15 protein-coding genes are annotated in these 14291 nt (G+C 63.5%); 9 read left to right on the top strand and 6 right to left on the bottom strand.

What is annotated here, in order from left to right; all coding sequences use genetic code 11:
• A complete protein-coding gene (locus WDB88_RS00560) occupies window positions 1–810 on the bottom strand; it encodes a glucose 1-dehydrogenase (RefSeq protein ID WP_339108281.1) in 810 nt (269 codons plus the stop codon).
• Window positions 811–927: 117 nt separating this feature from the next.
• Here WDB88_RS00560 and WDB88_RS00555 point away from each other — a divergent pair, with 117 nt between their 5' ends.
• The 5 genes from WDB88_RS00555 to WDB88_RS00535 all read left to right on the top strand — a co-directional run bounded on the left by WDB88_RS00555 (window position 928) and on the right by WDB88_RS00535 (window position 6000).
• Window positions 928–1407: an Lrp/AsnC family transcriptional regulator gene (locus WDB88_RS00555; protein ID WP_339109443.1), complete on the top strand. Its 480-nt coding sequence runs from the start codon at window positions 928–930 to the stop codon at window positions 1405–1407.
• A 99-nt stretch (window positions 1408–1506) separates the two neighbouring features.
• Window positions 1507–2973 carry an NAD-dependent succinate-semialdehyde dehydrogenase gene (locus tag WDB88_RS00550; RefSeq protein ID WP_339108280.1) on the top strand — a complete coding sequence of 489 codons (1467 nt, stop codon included), beginning with the start codon at window positions 1507–1509 and terminating at the stop codon, window positions 2971–2973.
• A gap of 21 nt (window positions 2974–2994) precedes the next feature.
• Window positions 2995–4365, top strand: a complete 1371-nt coding sequence (locus WDB88_RS00545; RefSeq protein ID WP_339108279.1) for an aspartate aminotransferase family protein — start codon at window positions 2995–2997, stop codon at window positions 4363–4365.
• Window positions 4366–4559: 194 nt separating this feature from the next.
• A complete protein-coding gene (locus WDB88_RS00540) occupies window positions 4560–5336 on the top strand; it encodes a trypsin-like serine protease (RefSeq protein ID WP_339108278.1) in 777 nt (258 codons plus the stop codon).
• Window positions 5337–5523: 187 nt separating this feature from the next.
• A complete protein-coding gene (locus tag WDB88_RS00535) occupies window positions 5524–6000 on the top strand; it encodes an Hsp20 family protein (protein ID WP_339108277.1) in 477 nt (158 codons plus the stop codon).
• A gap of 112 nt (window positions 6001–6112) precedes the next feature.
• On the opposite strand, the gene modC is transcribed toward WDB88_RS00535, so the two are convergent.
• From modC to WDB88_RS00515, 4 genes are read right to left on the bottom strand one after another with little or no spacing between them, the layout of a single operon-like run.
• On the bottom strand, window positions 6113–7195 hold the full coding sequence (gene modC, locus WDB88_RS00530; protein WP_339108276.1) for a molybdenum ABC transporter ATP-binding protein: 1083 nt from the start codon (window positions 7193–7195) through the stop codon (window positions 6113–6115).
• A 1-nt stretch (window position 7196) separates the two neighbouring features.
• Window positions 7197–7892: a molybdate ABC transporter permease subunit gene (gene modB, locus WDB88_RS00525; protein WP_339108275.1), complete on the bottom strand. Its 696-nt coding sequence runs from the start codon at window positions 7890–7892 to the stop codon at window positions 7197–7199.
• Between the two features lie 4 nt (window positions 7893–7896).
• Window positions 7897–8640 (bottom strand): molybdate ABC transporter substrate-binding protein, encoded by a 744-nt coding sequence (modA, locus tag WDB88_RS00520; RefSeq protein WP_339108274.1) that lies wholly within the window; start codon window positions 8638–8640, stop codon window positions 7897–7899.
• Between the two features lie 60 nt (window positions 8641–8700).
• Window positions 8701–9048, bottom strand: a complete 348-nt coding sequence (locus WDB88_RS00515; protein ID WP_339108273.1) for a LysR family transcriptional regulator — start codon at window positions 9046–9048, stop codon at window positions 8701–8703.
• Window positions 9049–9169: 121 nt separating this feature from the next.
• Here WDB88_RS00515 and WDB88_RS00510 point away from each other — a divergent pair, with 121 nt between their 5' ends.
• The 4 genes from WDB88_RS00510 (at window position 9170) to WDB88_RS00495 (ending at window position 13621) form a co-directional block, all read left to right on the top strand.
• Window positions 9170–10195, top strand: a complete 1026-nt coding sequence (locus WDB88_RS00510; RefSeq protein WP_339109442.1) for a glycosyltransferase family 4 protein — start codon at window positions 9170–9172, stop codon at window positions 10193–10195.
• Window positions 10192–10806: a glycosyltransferase family 29 protein gene (locus tag WDB88_RS00505; RefSeq protein WP_339108272.1), complete on the top strand. Its 615-nt coding sequence runs from the start codon at window positions 10192–10194 to the stop codon at window positions 10804–10806. The genes WDB88_RS00510 and WDB88_RS00505 overlap by 4 nt, the downstream gene beginning before the upstream one ends.
• 75 nt (window positions 10807–10881) lie before the next feature.
• Window positions 10882–11904 carry an aspartate-semialdehyde dehydrogenase gene (locus tag WDB88_RS00500; protein ID WP_339108271.1) on the top strand — a complete coding sequence of 341 codons (1023 nt, stop codon included), beginning with the start codon at window positions 10882–10884 and terminating at the stop codon, window positions 11902–11904.
• Window positions 11905–12061: 157 nt separating this feature from the next.
• Window positions 12062–13621, top strand: coding sequence for a DUF4139 domain-containing protein (locus tag WDB88_RS00495; RefSeq protein WP_339108270.1), 1560 nt, complete (start codon window positions 12062–12064; stop codon window positions 13619–13621).
• Here WDB88_RS00495 and WDB88_RS00490 read toward each other — a convergent pair.
• The gene (locus WDB88_RS00490; protein ID WP_339108269.1) at window positions 13578–14270 is read right to left on the bottom strand and encodes a hypothetical protein; all 693 of its coding nucleotides are present in this window, start codon (window positions 14268–14270) and stop codon (window positions 13578–13580) included. The two genes, WDB88_RS00495 and WDB88_RS00490, sit on opposite strands and share 44 nt — an antisense overlap.
• Window positions 14271–14291: the final 21 nt, after the last annotated feature.

Below are 14291 nucleotides of genomic sequence, written 5' to 3'. Positions count from 1 at the left end.
TTATGCCCCCTGACCAAGGTTGATCGACAGCCCGCCATCAATGGCAAAGCTCTGGCCCGTCACATATTCCGCATCCGTCGAAGCCAGATAGACTGCCATTTTCGCCACCTCCCACGGCTGGCCCGCGCGGCCCCACGGGATATGGCTCTCCATCTCCTTGCGCAGTTCGGGATCGTCGATGGCTTCTTGGTTGATCGGCGTCAGGATCATGCCGGGAAGGATGTTATTGGCGGTGATCCTATGCGGCGCCAGTTCCAGCGCCAGCGTGCGGGTCAGCATCCGCAGCCCGCCCTTGGACGCATCATAGGCTGAGGTGCCCCCGCGCGGGACGTTCTCATGCACCGAAGACACGGTGACAATGCGCCCACCGCCGCCCGCTGCCTTACGCATACGGGTGAAGGCCGCCGAAGCCATGGCGGGGCCGGTCAGATTGACGGCGATCACCTTGGACCAGTCCTCGGGGTCCATCTGGTCCAGATCGGCGGGGTCAGGGTCCATCCCGCCGTTATTCACCAGAATATCCGCCGCTCCGAACCGGTCCTGCGTCTTGGCAAAAAGCGCCTCGATGTCGTCAAGCTTGGACAGATCGCATTTCACGATCTCCACCAGACTGCCGTGGGCGGCCACATGATCGGCGGTCTTCTTGGCGCCCGCTTCATCCGAACGGTAGGTGATCACCAGATCCGCCCCCTCCTGCGCGTAGGTCTCGGCAATGGCCGCCCCGATCCCCGACGAGCCGCCGGTGACAATGGCGATTTTGCCTTTCAGGCGGTTGGCGGCTTTGGTCGGTTGCGGCGTTACAGGAGACATCGGATATCCTTTCCTCAGGGGGTGTCTCCCTAACGGGCAGACCCTTTGGAAGTTTCCTTCACTTCGTCGTTTTTGCCGGATGCAGGGCCGCGCGCGCTGGGCTATCATCGCCTCATGCTGAAGCTTGACGACCGTGACCTTGCCATTCTGACAACGCTTGCCCGCGAGGGCCGCATCACCAAAGCGGCGCTGGCCGAGCGTATCAATCTTTCGCCCACGCCCGCTTGGGAGCGGCTGCGCAAACTCGAGGCTGCGGGGCTGGTCGAGGGCTATGGCGCGCGGATCGCGCTGAAAAAACTGGGCCCGCATGTGACGGTCTTTGTGGCCGCCGAGCTGGCCGATCATAAGGCCGCGACCTTCCGCATTTTCGAGGATGCCGTGCAGCCGATCCCCGAGATCGTGAATGTCTGGGCTTTGGGCGGCGGGTTTGATTACCTCATGCAGATCGTCACTCGCGATATCGACAGCTATCAGCGGCTGATCGACACGCTGCTGGAGGGGCGCATCGGGATTGCGCGCTATTTCACCTATATCGTGACCAAGCCGGTAAAGCAGGGCCTGCCGCCCTTTGATCTGCTGGCAGGCCATCTGGACTGAGATCACCCGCGCGGCAGTCCGCTTGGGCTGCGGATGGGTGATCTTCGGTCTCTCAGGCGGGTTGGATCGGGCAGACTGGACGGGAAAGGAGACCCGCCCATGCTGGATGCTGCTATTTCCGACCGAGCCGCCCTGAAAGACCGCCGCCTGCTGCGAAGTTTCGCCTATGTGGATGGCAAATGGCAGGCAGGGGACGCGCGCGCCTTTGCCGTTGTCGACCCGAGCGACGGAGCGGAATTGGGCCATGTCGCCTGCCTCTCGGGCGCGCAGGCCGTGGCAGCCGTTGAGGCGGCCGATCGTGCCTTTGGCGCGTGGTCTGTAACCCTGCCACAAGAGCGCGCGGCGATCCTGCGCCGCTGGTTCGACCTGATTACCGAGGCAAAAGAAGACCTTGCCCGTATCATGGTGGCCGAACAGGGCAAGCCGATATCGGAGGCGCGTGGCGAGATCGACTATGCCGCAAGTTTCGTCGAATTCTACGCCGAGGAAGCCAAGCGCCCCAATGTGGAAAGCGTGACCTCGCATCTGCCCGATGCCGAGATGGAACTCTGGCTGGAGCCTGTTGGCGTGGCGGCGCTGGTCACCCCGTGGAATTTCCCCTCGGCCATGCTGACGCGCAAGGCGGCAGCGGCCTTGGCGGCGGGTTGTACCGTGGTGGCGCATCCATCTGCCGAGACGCCCTATTCGGCGCTGGCCTTGGCGGAACTGGCCGAGCGGGCGGGCGTTCCGGCGGGCGTGTTCAATGTGGTCACGGGCCATGCGCCCGATATCGTCACCCCTTGGTGCGAAGACCCCCGCGTGCGGGCGCTGTCGTTCACCGGCTCCACCGCCATCGGCAAGCTGCTGTATGCGCAATCGGCCCAGACGGTGAAACGGCTGGTGCTGGAACTGGGCGGCCATGCGCCGGTGATCATCTTCAAGGGTGCCGATCTGGACCGTGCCGTGGCCGAGACGCTCAAGGCCAAATTCGCTACCTCGGGGCAGGATTGTCTGGCCGCCAACCGCATTTATGTGGAACGCCCGATCTATGATGCCTTCTGCACGAAATTTACCGAGGCCGTGCAGGCGTTGACCGTCGGGCGCGGGATCGACGACCCCGATATCGGCCCTTTGATGAATGAAGGCGCCATCGCCAAACAGGTCGAGCATCTGGACGACGCTTTGGCCCAAGGCGCGAAGCTGGCCACCGGCGGCACGCATGAGGGGCTGTTCTTCCAGCCGACCGTGCTGACCGATGTGCCCGATGACGCCAAGATCATGCGCGAGGAAACCTTCGGCCCCATCGCGCCGATCACGCCCTTTGATACCGAAGCCGAGGTGATCGCCCGTGCGAATACAGGCGATTACGGGCTGATGGCCTATATCCACAGCCGCGACCCCAAGCGCATCTACCGCATGAGCCGCGCGCTACAGTTCGGCATGGTGGCGGTGAACCGCACCAAGGTCACCGGCGCGCCCATCCCCTTTGGCGGCATGAAGCAATCCGGCCTTGGCCGCGAGGGTGCGCGCATGGGCATGCAGGAATTCATGGAGATCAAATACCTCTGCCGCGACTGGGGTATCTAAGTGATGACGAAAGGAGGCATTATGCTGACCAATGACCAACTCGCCCGCTGGGACCGCGAGAATTTCTTCCACCCCTCGACCCATCTGGCACAGCATGCCCGTGGCGAGACCCCGACCCGCGTGATCCGTACCGCCAAGGGGGTCTATATCGAGGACCGCGATGGCCGCCAGATGCTCGATGCTTTTGCGGGGCTTTACTGCGTGAATGTGGGCTATGGCCGCCCCGAGATCGCCGATGCGATTGCCGATCAGGCGCGCGAGCTGGCCTATTACCACGCCTATGTGGGTCATGGGACGGAGGCCTCGATCACGCTGGCGCAGATGGTCATGGAACGCGCGCCCGAGGGCATGTCCAAGGTCTATTTCGGGCTGTCCGGCTCGGATGCGAATGAAACCAACATCAAGCTGATCTGGTACTACAACAACATCCTGAACCGCCCCGAGAAGAAGAAGATCATCTCGCGCTGGCGGGGCTATCACGGCTCGGGGGTGATGACGGGGTCTCTGACGGGGCTATCGGGTTTCCACAATAAATTCGACCTGCCGCGCGCGCCGATCCTGCATACCGAGGCGCCCTATTACTTCCGTCGCCCCGAGGGGATCGAGACCGAGGAAGCCTTCACCGCCCATTGCGTAGCCGAGCTAGAGGCGCTGATCGAACGCGAGGGCGCCGATACGATCGCCGCCTTCATCGGCGAGCCGGTTCTGGGCACAGGGGGCATCGTGCCGCCGCCCGCAGGCTATTGGGAAGGGGTCCAGAAGGTGCTGACCAAGTACGACATCCTCTTGGTGGCCGATGAGGTCGTCACGGGGTTCGGGCGGCTGGGCACGATGTTCGGCTCGGATCACTACGGGATGAAACCCGACCTGATCACCATCGCCAAAGGGCTGACCTCGGCCTATGCGCCGCTGTCGGGGTCGATTGTGGGTGACAGGATGTGGAAGGTGCTCGAACAGGGTACCGATGAAAACGGCCCGATCGGTCATGGCTGGACCTATTCGGCCCACCCCATTGGCGCGGCAGCAGGGGTGGCCAACCTCAAGCTGATCGACAACCTCGGTCTGGTGGAAAACGCAGGCACAACAGGGGCCTATCTGAATAAGGCGATGAAAGAGGCCTTGGGCGATCATCCGAATGTCGGTGACATCCGTGGCGAGGGCATGCTTTGCGCGGTCGAATTCGTCGAGGACCGCGACAGCCGCCGCTTCTTTGACGCGAGTGCCAAGATCGGCCCGCAGATCGCCACGGCGCTGGCCGCAGAAGGGGTGATCGGGCGCGCCATGCCACAGGGCGATATCCTTGGCTTCGCGCCGCCCCTATGCCTCAGCGAGGCCGAGGCCGATATCATTGTCGCGGCGATGAAAAAGGCGGTTACACAGGTGCTGGGCTGAGCCCGAAGGGGCCGTAGGTCCCTTCGGGCCGAGCGGGGCGGGGTCTCGATGGCCCCGCCCCGCTCGGTCTGCTCGAAACATATCCGCGAGTGTGAATCCCGCTCGGGGCCGCGCGTTTGTCCTAAAATCGCCGTATTGACCCGCTTTGACGATCTGCGGGCACGGTTTGCGGGGAAATGGCGATGATCCGGCATATGATATCACTCTGTCTTCTGGCCATGCTTCTCCCTGTCGCGCTATCGGCCCAGACCACTCTGCGGGTCCTGACCACGGGGGATGCCGGTCGGGGCTGGGAGGCGGTCGGGCGGCTCGATTTTGCGGATGGCGGGTTCTGCACCGCCAGTCTTGTGGCGCCCGATCTGGTTCTGACGGCGGCGCATTGTCTCTTTGATCCCCGTAGCGGGGGCAGGGTCGATATCACCACGGCCCGCTTCCGGATGGGATTGCGCGAAGACCGTGCCTTGGTCGAACGCCAGATCAGGGCGGGGTTTCCCCATCCGCAATATCGCTATCAGGGACCGCAGGCCTTTGACCGCGTGACCTATGATATGGCTCTGCTGCAACTGGATAGGCCCGTGCGGATCTCGCCGGTCATGCCGTTCGATCTGGGGGAGGTGCCCCGCAAGGGCGATCCGCTGCGGGTGGTCTCCTATGCCGAGGGGCGCGAGGCGCTGCCCTCCCTGCAGGCGCGCTGCTATGTGATCCAGAAAAACGAGGGGCGGATGATCACGGATTGTGATGTCGATCATGGGGCCTCCGGTGCGCCGGTCTTCGTCATGAAACATGGCAGGCCGCAGATCGTGGGGGTGGTCTCGGCCAAGGCGCGGCTTGAGGGGCAGCCGGTTGCGGTGGTGGCCGATGCCAGCCTGATGCGCCATATGCTGACCGATCTGCGCCAGCCGGGCGGGCAGCGGGCGAAGATGGTGGGGGGCGCGAAGTTCCTCTCGGTGCCGCCATCCGTTTCGCCTTAGGCTTCCGCACCAATGCGGGCTGTGGCCGAGTGGCAAAAATCTGAAATCCTTCGGGGCAGGAAGGCTTGAAACGGCGTTTGGCCCTTCCCAGATTGAGTGTGTCGGGATGCCGCAACAGGGTCCCGCACCCATTTCATCGCCCATGCCCGGACGGGGTGGGCAACCATCGCTCTGAGAGGATGATACCATGCGTAGCTTTGATCTTTCGCCGCTTTACCGTGCCACTGTCGGTTTTGACCGGATGGCCGACCTGATGGATAGCGTGATGTCGAAAGACGTCTCCCAAACCAGCTATCCCCCCTATAATATCGAAAAAACCGCCGAGAATGCCTATCGCATTACCATCGCTGTCGCGGGGTTTGCCGCAGACGAGCTGACCGTCGAGATGCGCGACGGGGCGCTGATCGTCTCGGGCCGCAAATCCGAGGAAGCCGGACAGAAGACCTATCTGCATCGCGGTATCGCCACCCGCGCTTTCGAGCGTCGTTTCGGGCTGGCCGATCATGTCCGTGTGACCGGTGCCAGCAATGAGGATGGCATGCTGCATATCGATCTGGTGCATGAGGTTCCCGAGGCTCTCAAGCCCCGCCGGATCGAGATTACCAATACGGGTGCGGGCCGTGTCGCGCGCGATATGCGCGATGTGATCGACAATGCGCAATAAGCCATCTGTGTGACGAAGCCGGAGGCGCGGGATATCCCGCGCCTTTTTCTATGCCGTTTCCTATGCCTTGGCCTGCTATACCTTAGCCTGTGTCGGTTGTTCTCAGGGCCGTTCAGGGGCGGGGCGCGCGGCGTTCGACGGCCACGGTTTTCAGGATCGCATGACATTCCGTGTCGGGCCGCAGATCCAGAGCCTGCCGCGAGCGCGCGGTGATCTTGGCCAGCAGCGTCTCTCCGCCACAGCGGATCTGTACCCAGAACCGGTCTTCGGCCTTTGATGTCGGGGTGATTTTCTGCACCTGTCCCGACAGGATATTCAACGCCGAAAGCCCCTCGGGGCGTTGGCGCGACAGGATGACATCACTGGCCTGAATGCGCAGCCGTAGCGTCTGGCCCACGGGATGCGGCTCGGTCAGAAAAAGCGTGCCCCCCGCGCCCTGCACGCGGGTCATGCCATCGGGGTCCTGTCCGGCAACCTGCACATGGATCACCGCGCCCGCCCCGTCCTGCCCGAATAGCGGGGCCAGATCCGGCTCGGCCAGCAGGGTCTGAAGCGGTCCCGAAGCGCGGGTTCTGCCGGCCTCGATCACCACCAGCGTATCGGCCAGCCGCGCGATCTCGGACACGGAATGGCTGACATAGACAATCGGCAGGCCGGTATCGCGCAGATTCTCCAGAAAGGGCAGGATCTCGGCACGGCGGGGGGTATCAAGCGCCGCCAGCGGTTCGTCCATCAACAGGATCTGCGGTTTGGACAGTAGGGCGCGACCGATCGAGATGCGGGCTTTTTCGCCGCCCGAGAGCGCCGCGACCCTGCGCCCGAGCAAGGGCGCGATGCCCAGCATTCCGATCACCTGATCGAAATCCGGCCCCTGTGCGTCTTTGGGGGCGCGCCTGCGGCCATAATCCAGATTGCCCCTGACACCCAGATGGGGAAACAGGCGCGGTTCTTGAAAGACATAACCGATGCGGCGTTTATGGAGGGGCAGATTGGTGCGGGTGGCGCTGTCAAACAGCACCGTTCCGCCCAATGTGATGCGACCGGCAGCGGGGCGCAGAAGCCCCGAGATCGCGTTGACGATGGTGGATTTGCCCGCTCCTGAGGGTCCGAACAGCGCGGTGACGCCGGTGGGGGCGGTGAACTCGGCCGATAGGTCAAGCTGTCCGGCGCGGTGCTTCAGGCAGACCTTGAGCATCCTATGCCCCCCTGATCCGTTTGGCGATCATCCGCGAGACGGATTCCGACACCAGCATGGCCGTGACCGCAATCGCGATGGAAATCCCCGCAAGCTTGGCCACCGAGGCCTCGGCACCGGGCACCTGCAGCAGGGCATAGATCGCTGAAGGCAGTGTCTGGGTCCGCCCCGGAATGTTGGAGACAAAGGTGATGGTGGCCCCGAATTCGCCCATCGCCTTGGCAAAGGCGAGGATCATCCCCGCGATGATCCCCGGCGCGATCAGCGGCAGCGTGATGCTGAAGAACATGCCCAAAGGGCGCGCGCCAAGGGTGCGGGCGGCCTGTTCAAGGCCGGGATCGACGGCTTCGATGGCCAGCCATATCGCCCGCACCATCAGCGGAAAGCCCATCACCGCAGCGGCCAGCGCCGCCCCCGTCCATTGGAAGGCGAAGACCAGCCCGATGGCATGGTCGAGCACGCGCCCCACCGGCCCGTTACGGCCAAAAAGCAGCAGCAGGATGTAACCGGTGACGACAGGGGGCAGGATCAGCGGCAGATGAACCAGCGCATTCAGCCCCCAGACAAGCGGCCCGCGCCCCCGCGCCAGCACCAGCGCGACCGCAATCGCCACCGGCAGCGCGCAAAGCACCGCCACCAGCGAGACTTTCAGCGACAGCGCGATGGCGGCCCATTCTTCGGGGCTGAGCATGGGCATCTGCTCAGGGCTTTACCGTGAAGCCCTGTGCTGCAAATATCTTTTTGGCAGCGGGCGTGGTCAGATAGGCCAGAAAGGCTTTGGCCCCCGCCGCATCGGCGCCGGTATTCAGCAGCGCCACCGGATAGGTGATCGCATCATGGCTGTCTTCGGGGAAGGTGGCGGCAATATGCACATGCGGTTCGGCATGGGCATCGGTGGCATAGACGATGCCATAGGGGCTTTCCCCCGTGGCCACCAAGGCCAGAGCCGCGCGCACGTTATCGGCCTGTGCGACATGTGCGGAAAGCTGGTCCCACAGCCCCAGATGGGTCAGCGCCTGCTTTCCATAGACCCCCGCCGGTACGCTATCGACAAGTGCCATAGCCAGAAAACCGTCTTGGCCCAAGGCTTTGGGCAAGTCTGCGGGGGTGGTCTGCACATCGTCATGGGCCACCAGAACCAGCGCGTTGCCCAGCAGGTCGTGGCGGGTGCCTGCAATGGTCGCGCCGGATGTCTCGACCTCGTCCATCCAGTCGGTCGAGGCCGAGATGAACATATCGGCTGGCGCTCCGGCCTCGATCTGGCGGGCCAGCTTCGACGAGCCCGCATAGGAGATGGTCACCGGATCATGCGTTTCGCTCCAGTCCTGCGCGATCTCGTCCAGCGCGGTTTTCATCGAGGCGGCGGCAAAGATGACGGGGTCCGCTGCGGCGGCAAGCGGGCTCATCAGGACGGTGGTCAGGGCAAGAAGGGGCAGGGCGCGCATGCGGGGATCTCCGATATGTTTTGCTGAACATAACCCTTTTCTGCTTCCCGTCCATAGGCTTCAGTCGCGGGGGCCGGTCAGGGCCTCGAGCGCGGCAATGTCGTCGTTGCAGCTTTCGCGGAACCGTTCCAGCAGTTGGCGATACAGCCGCAGCACTTCGGTGCCGGTTTCGGTCAGATGCGCGCCGCCGCCCCTTGTTCCACCGCGCGCCGAGGACACGACCGGTGCGCAAAAGCCTGCATTCATCTCTTCCACCAGGGCCCATGCGCGGCGATAGCTCATGCCCATGCGGCGTCCGGCGGCGGAAATGGAGCCTTCTTCGGCAATGGCCTGCAAAAGATCGGCCTTGCCGGGCCCCATCATGATCGGGTCCCAGTAAAGGCGCAGGGCGATACGGTTTGGCGGCATGCGAATGTCCTGACAGGGCATGGAAACAGCCCCGATCATCCTGCCCGCCCGCCCCGAAGGCAAGCCGCGCCGCGCCATTTTCTCGAAAGACAAGGCGGGCAAGGCAGGGTATGAAAGGGGTATGGATAAAGAGATTGATGTTATTGCCCCGAACCTCAAGCGTCGCCTGTCCGGCGTGACCGCGACGATTGTTCGGCTTGTGCCCCTGCAGGCGCGCAAGATCGGTATTGTGACCACCGGGCCGGGTTTGCCCGAAACCGTGCCGCATGTCGCCCTATGGCGCGTGCCGTTTCTGAAGCGTCGCCGCCGTGTCTGGCATGCGCGGCGCAATGTGGAAATGGCTCTGGGGCTGGCGCTGAAATATCTGTGTTTCATGGATCTGAAGCTGCTATTCACCTCGGCCAGCCAGCGGCAGCATACGGGCTATACGAAATGGCTGATCGGGCAGATGGACGCGGTGGTGGCGACCTCGGCGCGCACGGCGGAATACCTGAGCGTGCCCAATCATGTGATCCATCATGGCATCGATATCTCGGGGTTCGACAGGGCGCAGGACCGTAGCGCCTTGCGCGCATCGATGAATCTGCCGCGCGGGGTGCTGATCGGCTGTTACGGGCGGGTCCGCCATCAGAAGGGCACCGATGCTTTTGTGGAGGCGATGATCGCGCTGCTGCCCTCGCGCCCCAATGTCTCGGCGCTGGTGATGGGCCGCGCAACCGAAGGGCATTCGGAATTTCTGGCGGGGCTGAAGCGTAAAGTGGGGCAGGCGGGGCTGGAGCATCGCATCCTGTTCATGCCCGAGGTCTCGGTCGATCGCATGGCCGACTGGTATCGGGTGCTTGATCTTTACGTTGCGCCGCAGCGTTGGGAGGGCTTCGGCCTGACGCCCATCGAGGCAATGGCCTGCCATGTGCCGGTGGTGGCGACCCGCGTGGGCGCCTTCGAGGAGATCGTGACGCCGGAAAGCGGCAAGCTGGTCGATCCGGGCGATATAGAGGGCATGAGCGCGGCGGTGGCGGGCTATCTGGATGATCCGCAATCGATGGCCGCGGCAGGGCGTGCGGCGCGGCGCAATGTCGAGGCGCGCTTCCAGATTGATGCCGAAGCCGATGCGCTGATCGCTGTCTATCGCGATCTGCTGGCATGACGCGGGCGGGTTTCTATCTGGCGCGGCTTTTGCGGCAGGAGGCACCTCTGGCCGCGATGTCGGTGGATCAGGCGGATCTGCTGGCGGGGCTTGCGGGCAAATCGGTGGCGCTGGTGGGCAATGCGCGGTCGCTGGCGGAAACGCGGCACGGGGCCGAGATCGATGCGCAGGATGTGGTGGTGCGGATCAACCGTGCCCCGATGCCGTCGGTGGCAAGCCACGGCACCCGCACGGACTGGCTGGCCCTTGCGACGCGGCTCGGGGCGCAGGACCGTGCCCGCATCGGGGCGGGGCGGTATCTGTGGATGAGTCACAAACGCAAACGGCTGGATTGGCAAACGGCCACAAGCCACGGTTTCTATCTGCACCCTCTGGCCGATTATGCGGATCTGCAAAGCCGGCTTGGCGCGCAGCCCACCACGGGGGCGATGATGATCGACCTTCTCTTGCGCTCGGATCTGCGGCAGTTGACGCTATACGGCTTTGATTTCTTTGCCTCTTTGTCGCTTTCGGGCAGCCGCAGCGCCAAAGATGTGCCGCATGATTTCACCTCCGAGGCCGATTTCGTCGCAGGGCTGATGGCGCAAGATAACCGCCTTATTCGCCGCTAATTTCGCGAAAACCCTTTAAATATACGGCCATTCGGGCTATGTCGCACCTCGTCCGAAGTACAAGGAGGGCCTAAATTGGGCTATAAAGTCGTCGTTGCTGGCGCCACGGGTAATGTGGGCCGCGAAATGCTGAATATTCTCGCCGAGCGCGAGTTCCCTGCCGATGAGGTTGTTGCTCTGGCGTCGCGCCGGAGCCTTGGTACTGAGGTCAGCTATGGCGACAAGACACTCAAGTGCAAGGACATCGAAGGGTTCGACTTCTCTGGCTATGACATTGCGCTCTTCGCCATCGGCTCGGATGCGACCAAGCAATACGCGCCGATCGCGGCGAAAGCGGGTTGCGTTGTCATCGATAACTCCTCGCTCTACCGCTACGATCCGGAGATTCCGCTGGTCGTGCCGGAAGTGAACCCCGAGGCGGTTGATGGCTACACCAAGAAGAACATCATCGCGAACCCCAACTGCTCGACCGCGCAGATGGTTGTGGCGCTCAAGCCGCTGCATGACCGTGCCAAGATCAAGCGCGTTGTCGTGTCGACCTACCAGTCGGTGTCCGGCTCGGGCAAGGAAGGGATCGATGAGCTGTGGGACCAGACCAAGGGCCTTTACGTCCCCGGTCAGGAAAAAGAGCCGAAGAAATTCACCAAGCAGATCGCTTTCAACGTGATTCCCCATATCGACGTCTTCATGGAAGACGGCTCGACCAAGGAAGAATGGAAGATGGTGGCCGAGACCAAGAAAATCGTCGATCCGGCGATCAAGGTCACCGCGACCTGTGTGCGCGTGCCGGTCTTTGTGGGTCACTCGGAAGCGATCAACCTCGAGTTCGAAGAGTTCCTTGATGAGGACGAAGCCCGCGATATCCTGCGTGAAGCCCCCGGTATTCTGGTGGTCGATAAGCGCGAGGATGGCGGCTATGTCACCCCCGTGGAATGCGTGGGCGATTACGCGACCTTCATCTCGCGCATCCGTCAGGACAGCACCATCGAGAATGGTCTGAACCTGTGGTGCGTGTCGGATAACCTGCGCAAGGGCGCGGCGCTGAATGCCGTGCAGATTGCCGAAACGCTTGGGAAGCGCTGCCTGAAAAAAGGCTAAGCGCCAGACTGGACTGATGTCGAAACGCCCGGAGAGTTCTCCGGGCGTTTTGCATTGACGCAATCGTCATTGGCGGAGGCGGGGGATTATGCGGGCGGGGGCTTGTCAGCCTCTGTCCGACCGATCACCTTCGTGAATAGTCGGGGAGGAGAATGTGATGCGTTTGATAATGGCCGGACTGGTCGTGGCATTGCCGCAAACGGTATGGGCAGAGGATCTTTTGCAGGCGCAGATACGTCGTGTCACGCTGTATCCGCAAGGGGCCGAGGTGACGCGGCAGGTGCAGGTTCCGGATGGGGCGGGCACCGTGCGGGTTGCGGGACTGCCTGCCAGCCTTGATCTTGACCGGCTTCGGATCGCGGGTGAGGGCGTCAGCCTTTCGGGCGTGCGGCTTGTCTCGGGGCAGGGGGCGGGCGACAGCCCTGTCGTGCAGGAGGCGCGCGCCAAGCTTGCGCAAATGACCGAGGATCTGGCGCAGAAAGAGGATGCGGTCGCGCTTTTGCGGGCCAAAGCCGAGGCGGCGCTGGATCGGGTGGTCTATCTGCGTGGGATCGGGGCGGCGCAGGCCACGCCCGAGCAGGCGCTTGCGATTGGCGATGAGGTCGAAGCGCGTGCTCTGGCGGCGCGTCAGACCGCCTTGCATGCGCAAGCGGAGGCGCGCCGTGCCGAGGCGGCACTGGCCCCTGACCGACGCGCGTTGCAGCGCGCGCAGGATGATCTGGCGCAACTTTTGGCCAAAGCGGAGAATGGCCAGTGGCTGGAGGCCACGGCCAGCGGGCATGGGGTGCTGACGCTGACGAGCTTTGCCGATGATGCGGGCTGGTCGCCGGTGTATGATATGCGTCTGGACCGCGGCGCCAAGCGGATTGATCTTACGCGGCTGGTGTCGGTGCATCAGTCGAGCGGCGAGGACTGGCACAATGTCGATCTGACCCTGTCAACCGCGCGCCCGAATGACCGCATGGATCCGTCCGAGCTATGGCCGCTTTTGCGCAGCGTCGGGCCGGACCGTCCGGTTCTGCGAACGATGGGGGCGGAATATGCCGCAGCCGAGGTCGAGGCGGCACCGATGCGGAAGGCGGATCTGCTAGCACCGCAAATGGAGGGGGTGTCGCTTGTCTATCATCTGCCGCAGAAGGTGGATATGCGCGACGGGGCCGAGGCGCTGCGTCTGAAGATGGATGATCTGTCCTTGAAGGCCGCAAGCTGGGCGGAGGCCGTGCCTTCGCGCGATGCAACCGCCTATCTGGTGGCCGAGGCGACCAATAGCGGGTCCGAGCCGATTCTGCCCGGTCCGGTGATGCTTTATGCCGATGGGCGTCTGGTCGGTCAGGGTGCCCTCCCGCTGACGATGCCGGGCCAGACGGTCACCCAGGGGTTCGGAGCGATTGACGGGCTTGTGCTGACCCGCAAGCAGACCCGCCAGTCTGGAGATCGCGGGGTGATCGCGCGCCGGAATGAACAGGTGGAGACCGTGCGGATGACCGTCGAGAACCATACCGACCAGTCATGGCCCCTGCGGGTGGTGGATCAGGTGCCTTATTCGGAACAGGATGATCTGAAGATCAGCTGGAATGCCTCGCCCGAGGTCAGCCAGACCGATCTTGACGACAAGACCGGTCTTCTGGGATGGCGGTTTGACCTGCCCGCGCAGGCCAGCCGCGAGATCACGCTTACGACGCGATTGGAGTGGCCCGCAGATCAGGTTCTGCACTGAACCTGACCGCCTGCGCCGCGCGGCGGGACCGGAACATCGCATTGCTGAAAGCGGCGTCCAGCTCGTCTTCGGTGGGGGCGGTCGAAACGGCGACCAGCTTCGGGCGGTCCGGTTCCGGGCGCGGTTTGCGGCGCAGCGAATGGAAGACGGGCTGGGGCTGCACGAGGGGCTCGATCTCTGCCGTTGCCGTGGCAGCTTGAGGTGCGGTTTGCAGCATCGGAGCCGGAACCGGTTCGGGCGCCGCTTCGGCGGCAGCTTCGGGGCGCAGGCCGGGGAAGGGAGAATGGTAGCGGCGGGTCAGTTCGCCCAGATTCTGGCCGATATCATGTAGGCTGCAGAGGAAATCCTGCGACGGGAAGTCATGCAGGCAGACCTGCTCTTCACCGTTATGGCGCAGCACGAACCCGAGACCGCGCAGCTGGGCCTGAAGATCCAGCCAGCCATCGGCCAGCTCGAAACATTCCGCCAGTGCCACATGCTTGCGCAGGCGTTCGGCGACGGTGCTGCCCCCCTGAGACAGGGAAGCCAGAAGAGCGCCGCGGATCAGGTCCGCGGGGGACTTTGCTTGCGCGCGTGCCGTGCGTTCGATCAGGTGGATCATGTCTGCCGGCAGGCGGAGGGTGACGAGGTGTGATGCAATCTGGGTCATGTCGCCAGATTGCATCCCTGT

The sequence above is a fragment of the Thioclava sp. GXIMD4216 genome (genome assembly GCF_037949285.1).
GTDB classification, from domain to species: domain Bacteria; phylum Pseudomonadota; class Alphaproteobacteria; order Rhodobacterales; family Rhodobacteraceae; genus Thioclava; species Thioclava litoralis.
The sequence above is the reverse complement of the archived record's forward strand: the minus strand, read 5'-3'. Positions and strand labels throughout refer to the sequence as shown.

Excerpts from the sequence above, each read along its gene's own strand:
- WDB88_RS00560 (WP_339108281.1), bottom strand. The coding sequence starts at position 810 with ATGTCTCCTGTAACGCCGCAACCGACCAAAGCCGCCAACCGCCTGAAA.
- WDB88_RS00550 (WP_339108280.1), top strand. The coding sequence starts at position 1,507 with ATGCTGGATGCTGCTATTTCCGACCGAGCCGCCCTGAAAGACCGCCGC.
- WDB88_RS00545 (WP_339108279.1), top strand. The coding sequence starts at position 2,995 with ATGCTGACCAATGACCAACTCGCCCGCTGGGACCGCGAGAATTTCTTC.
- WDB88_RS00540 (WP_339108278.1), top strand. The coding sequence starts at position 4,560 with ATGATATCACTCTGTCTTCTGGCCATGCTTCTCCCTGTCGCGCTATCG.
- WDB88_RS00535 (WP_339108277.1), top strand. The coding sequence starts at position 5,524 with ATGCGTAGCTTTGATCTTTCGCCGCTTTACCGTGCCACTGTCGGTTTT.
- modC (WP_339108276.1), bottom strand. The coding sequence starts at position 7,195 with ATGCTCAAGGTCTGCCTGAAGCACCGCGCCGGACAGCTTGACCTATCG.
- modB (WP_339108275.1), bottom strand. The coding sequence starts at position 7,892 with ATGCCCATGCTCAGCCCCGAAGAATGGGCCGCCATCGCGCTGTCGCTG.
- modA (WP_339108274.1), bottom strand. The coding sequence starts at position 8,640 with ATGCGCGCCCTGCCCCTTCTTGCCCTGACCACCGTCCTGATGAGCCCG.
- WDB88_RS00515 (WP_339108273.1), bottom strand. The coding sequence starts at position 9,048 with ATGCCGCCAAACCGTATCGCCCTGCGCCTTTACTGGGACCCGATCATG.
- WDB88_RS00510 (WP_339109442.1), top strand. The coding sequence starts at position 9,170 with ATGGATAAAGAGATTGATGTTATTGCCCCGAACCTCAAGCGTCGCCTG.
- WDB88_RS00505 (WP_339108272.1), top strand. The coding sequence starts at position 10,192 with ATGACGCGGGCGGGTTTCTATCTGGCGCGGCTTTTGCGGCAGGAGGCA.
- WDB88_RS00495 (WP_339108270.1), top strand. The coding sequence starts at position 12,062 with ATGCGTTTGATAATGGCCGGACTGGTCGTGGCATTGCCGCAAACGGTA.
- WDB88_RS00490 (WP_339108269.1), bottom strand. The coding sequence starts at position 14,270 with ATGACCCAGATTGCATCACACCTCGTCACCCTCCGCCTGCCGGCAGAC.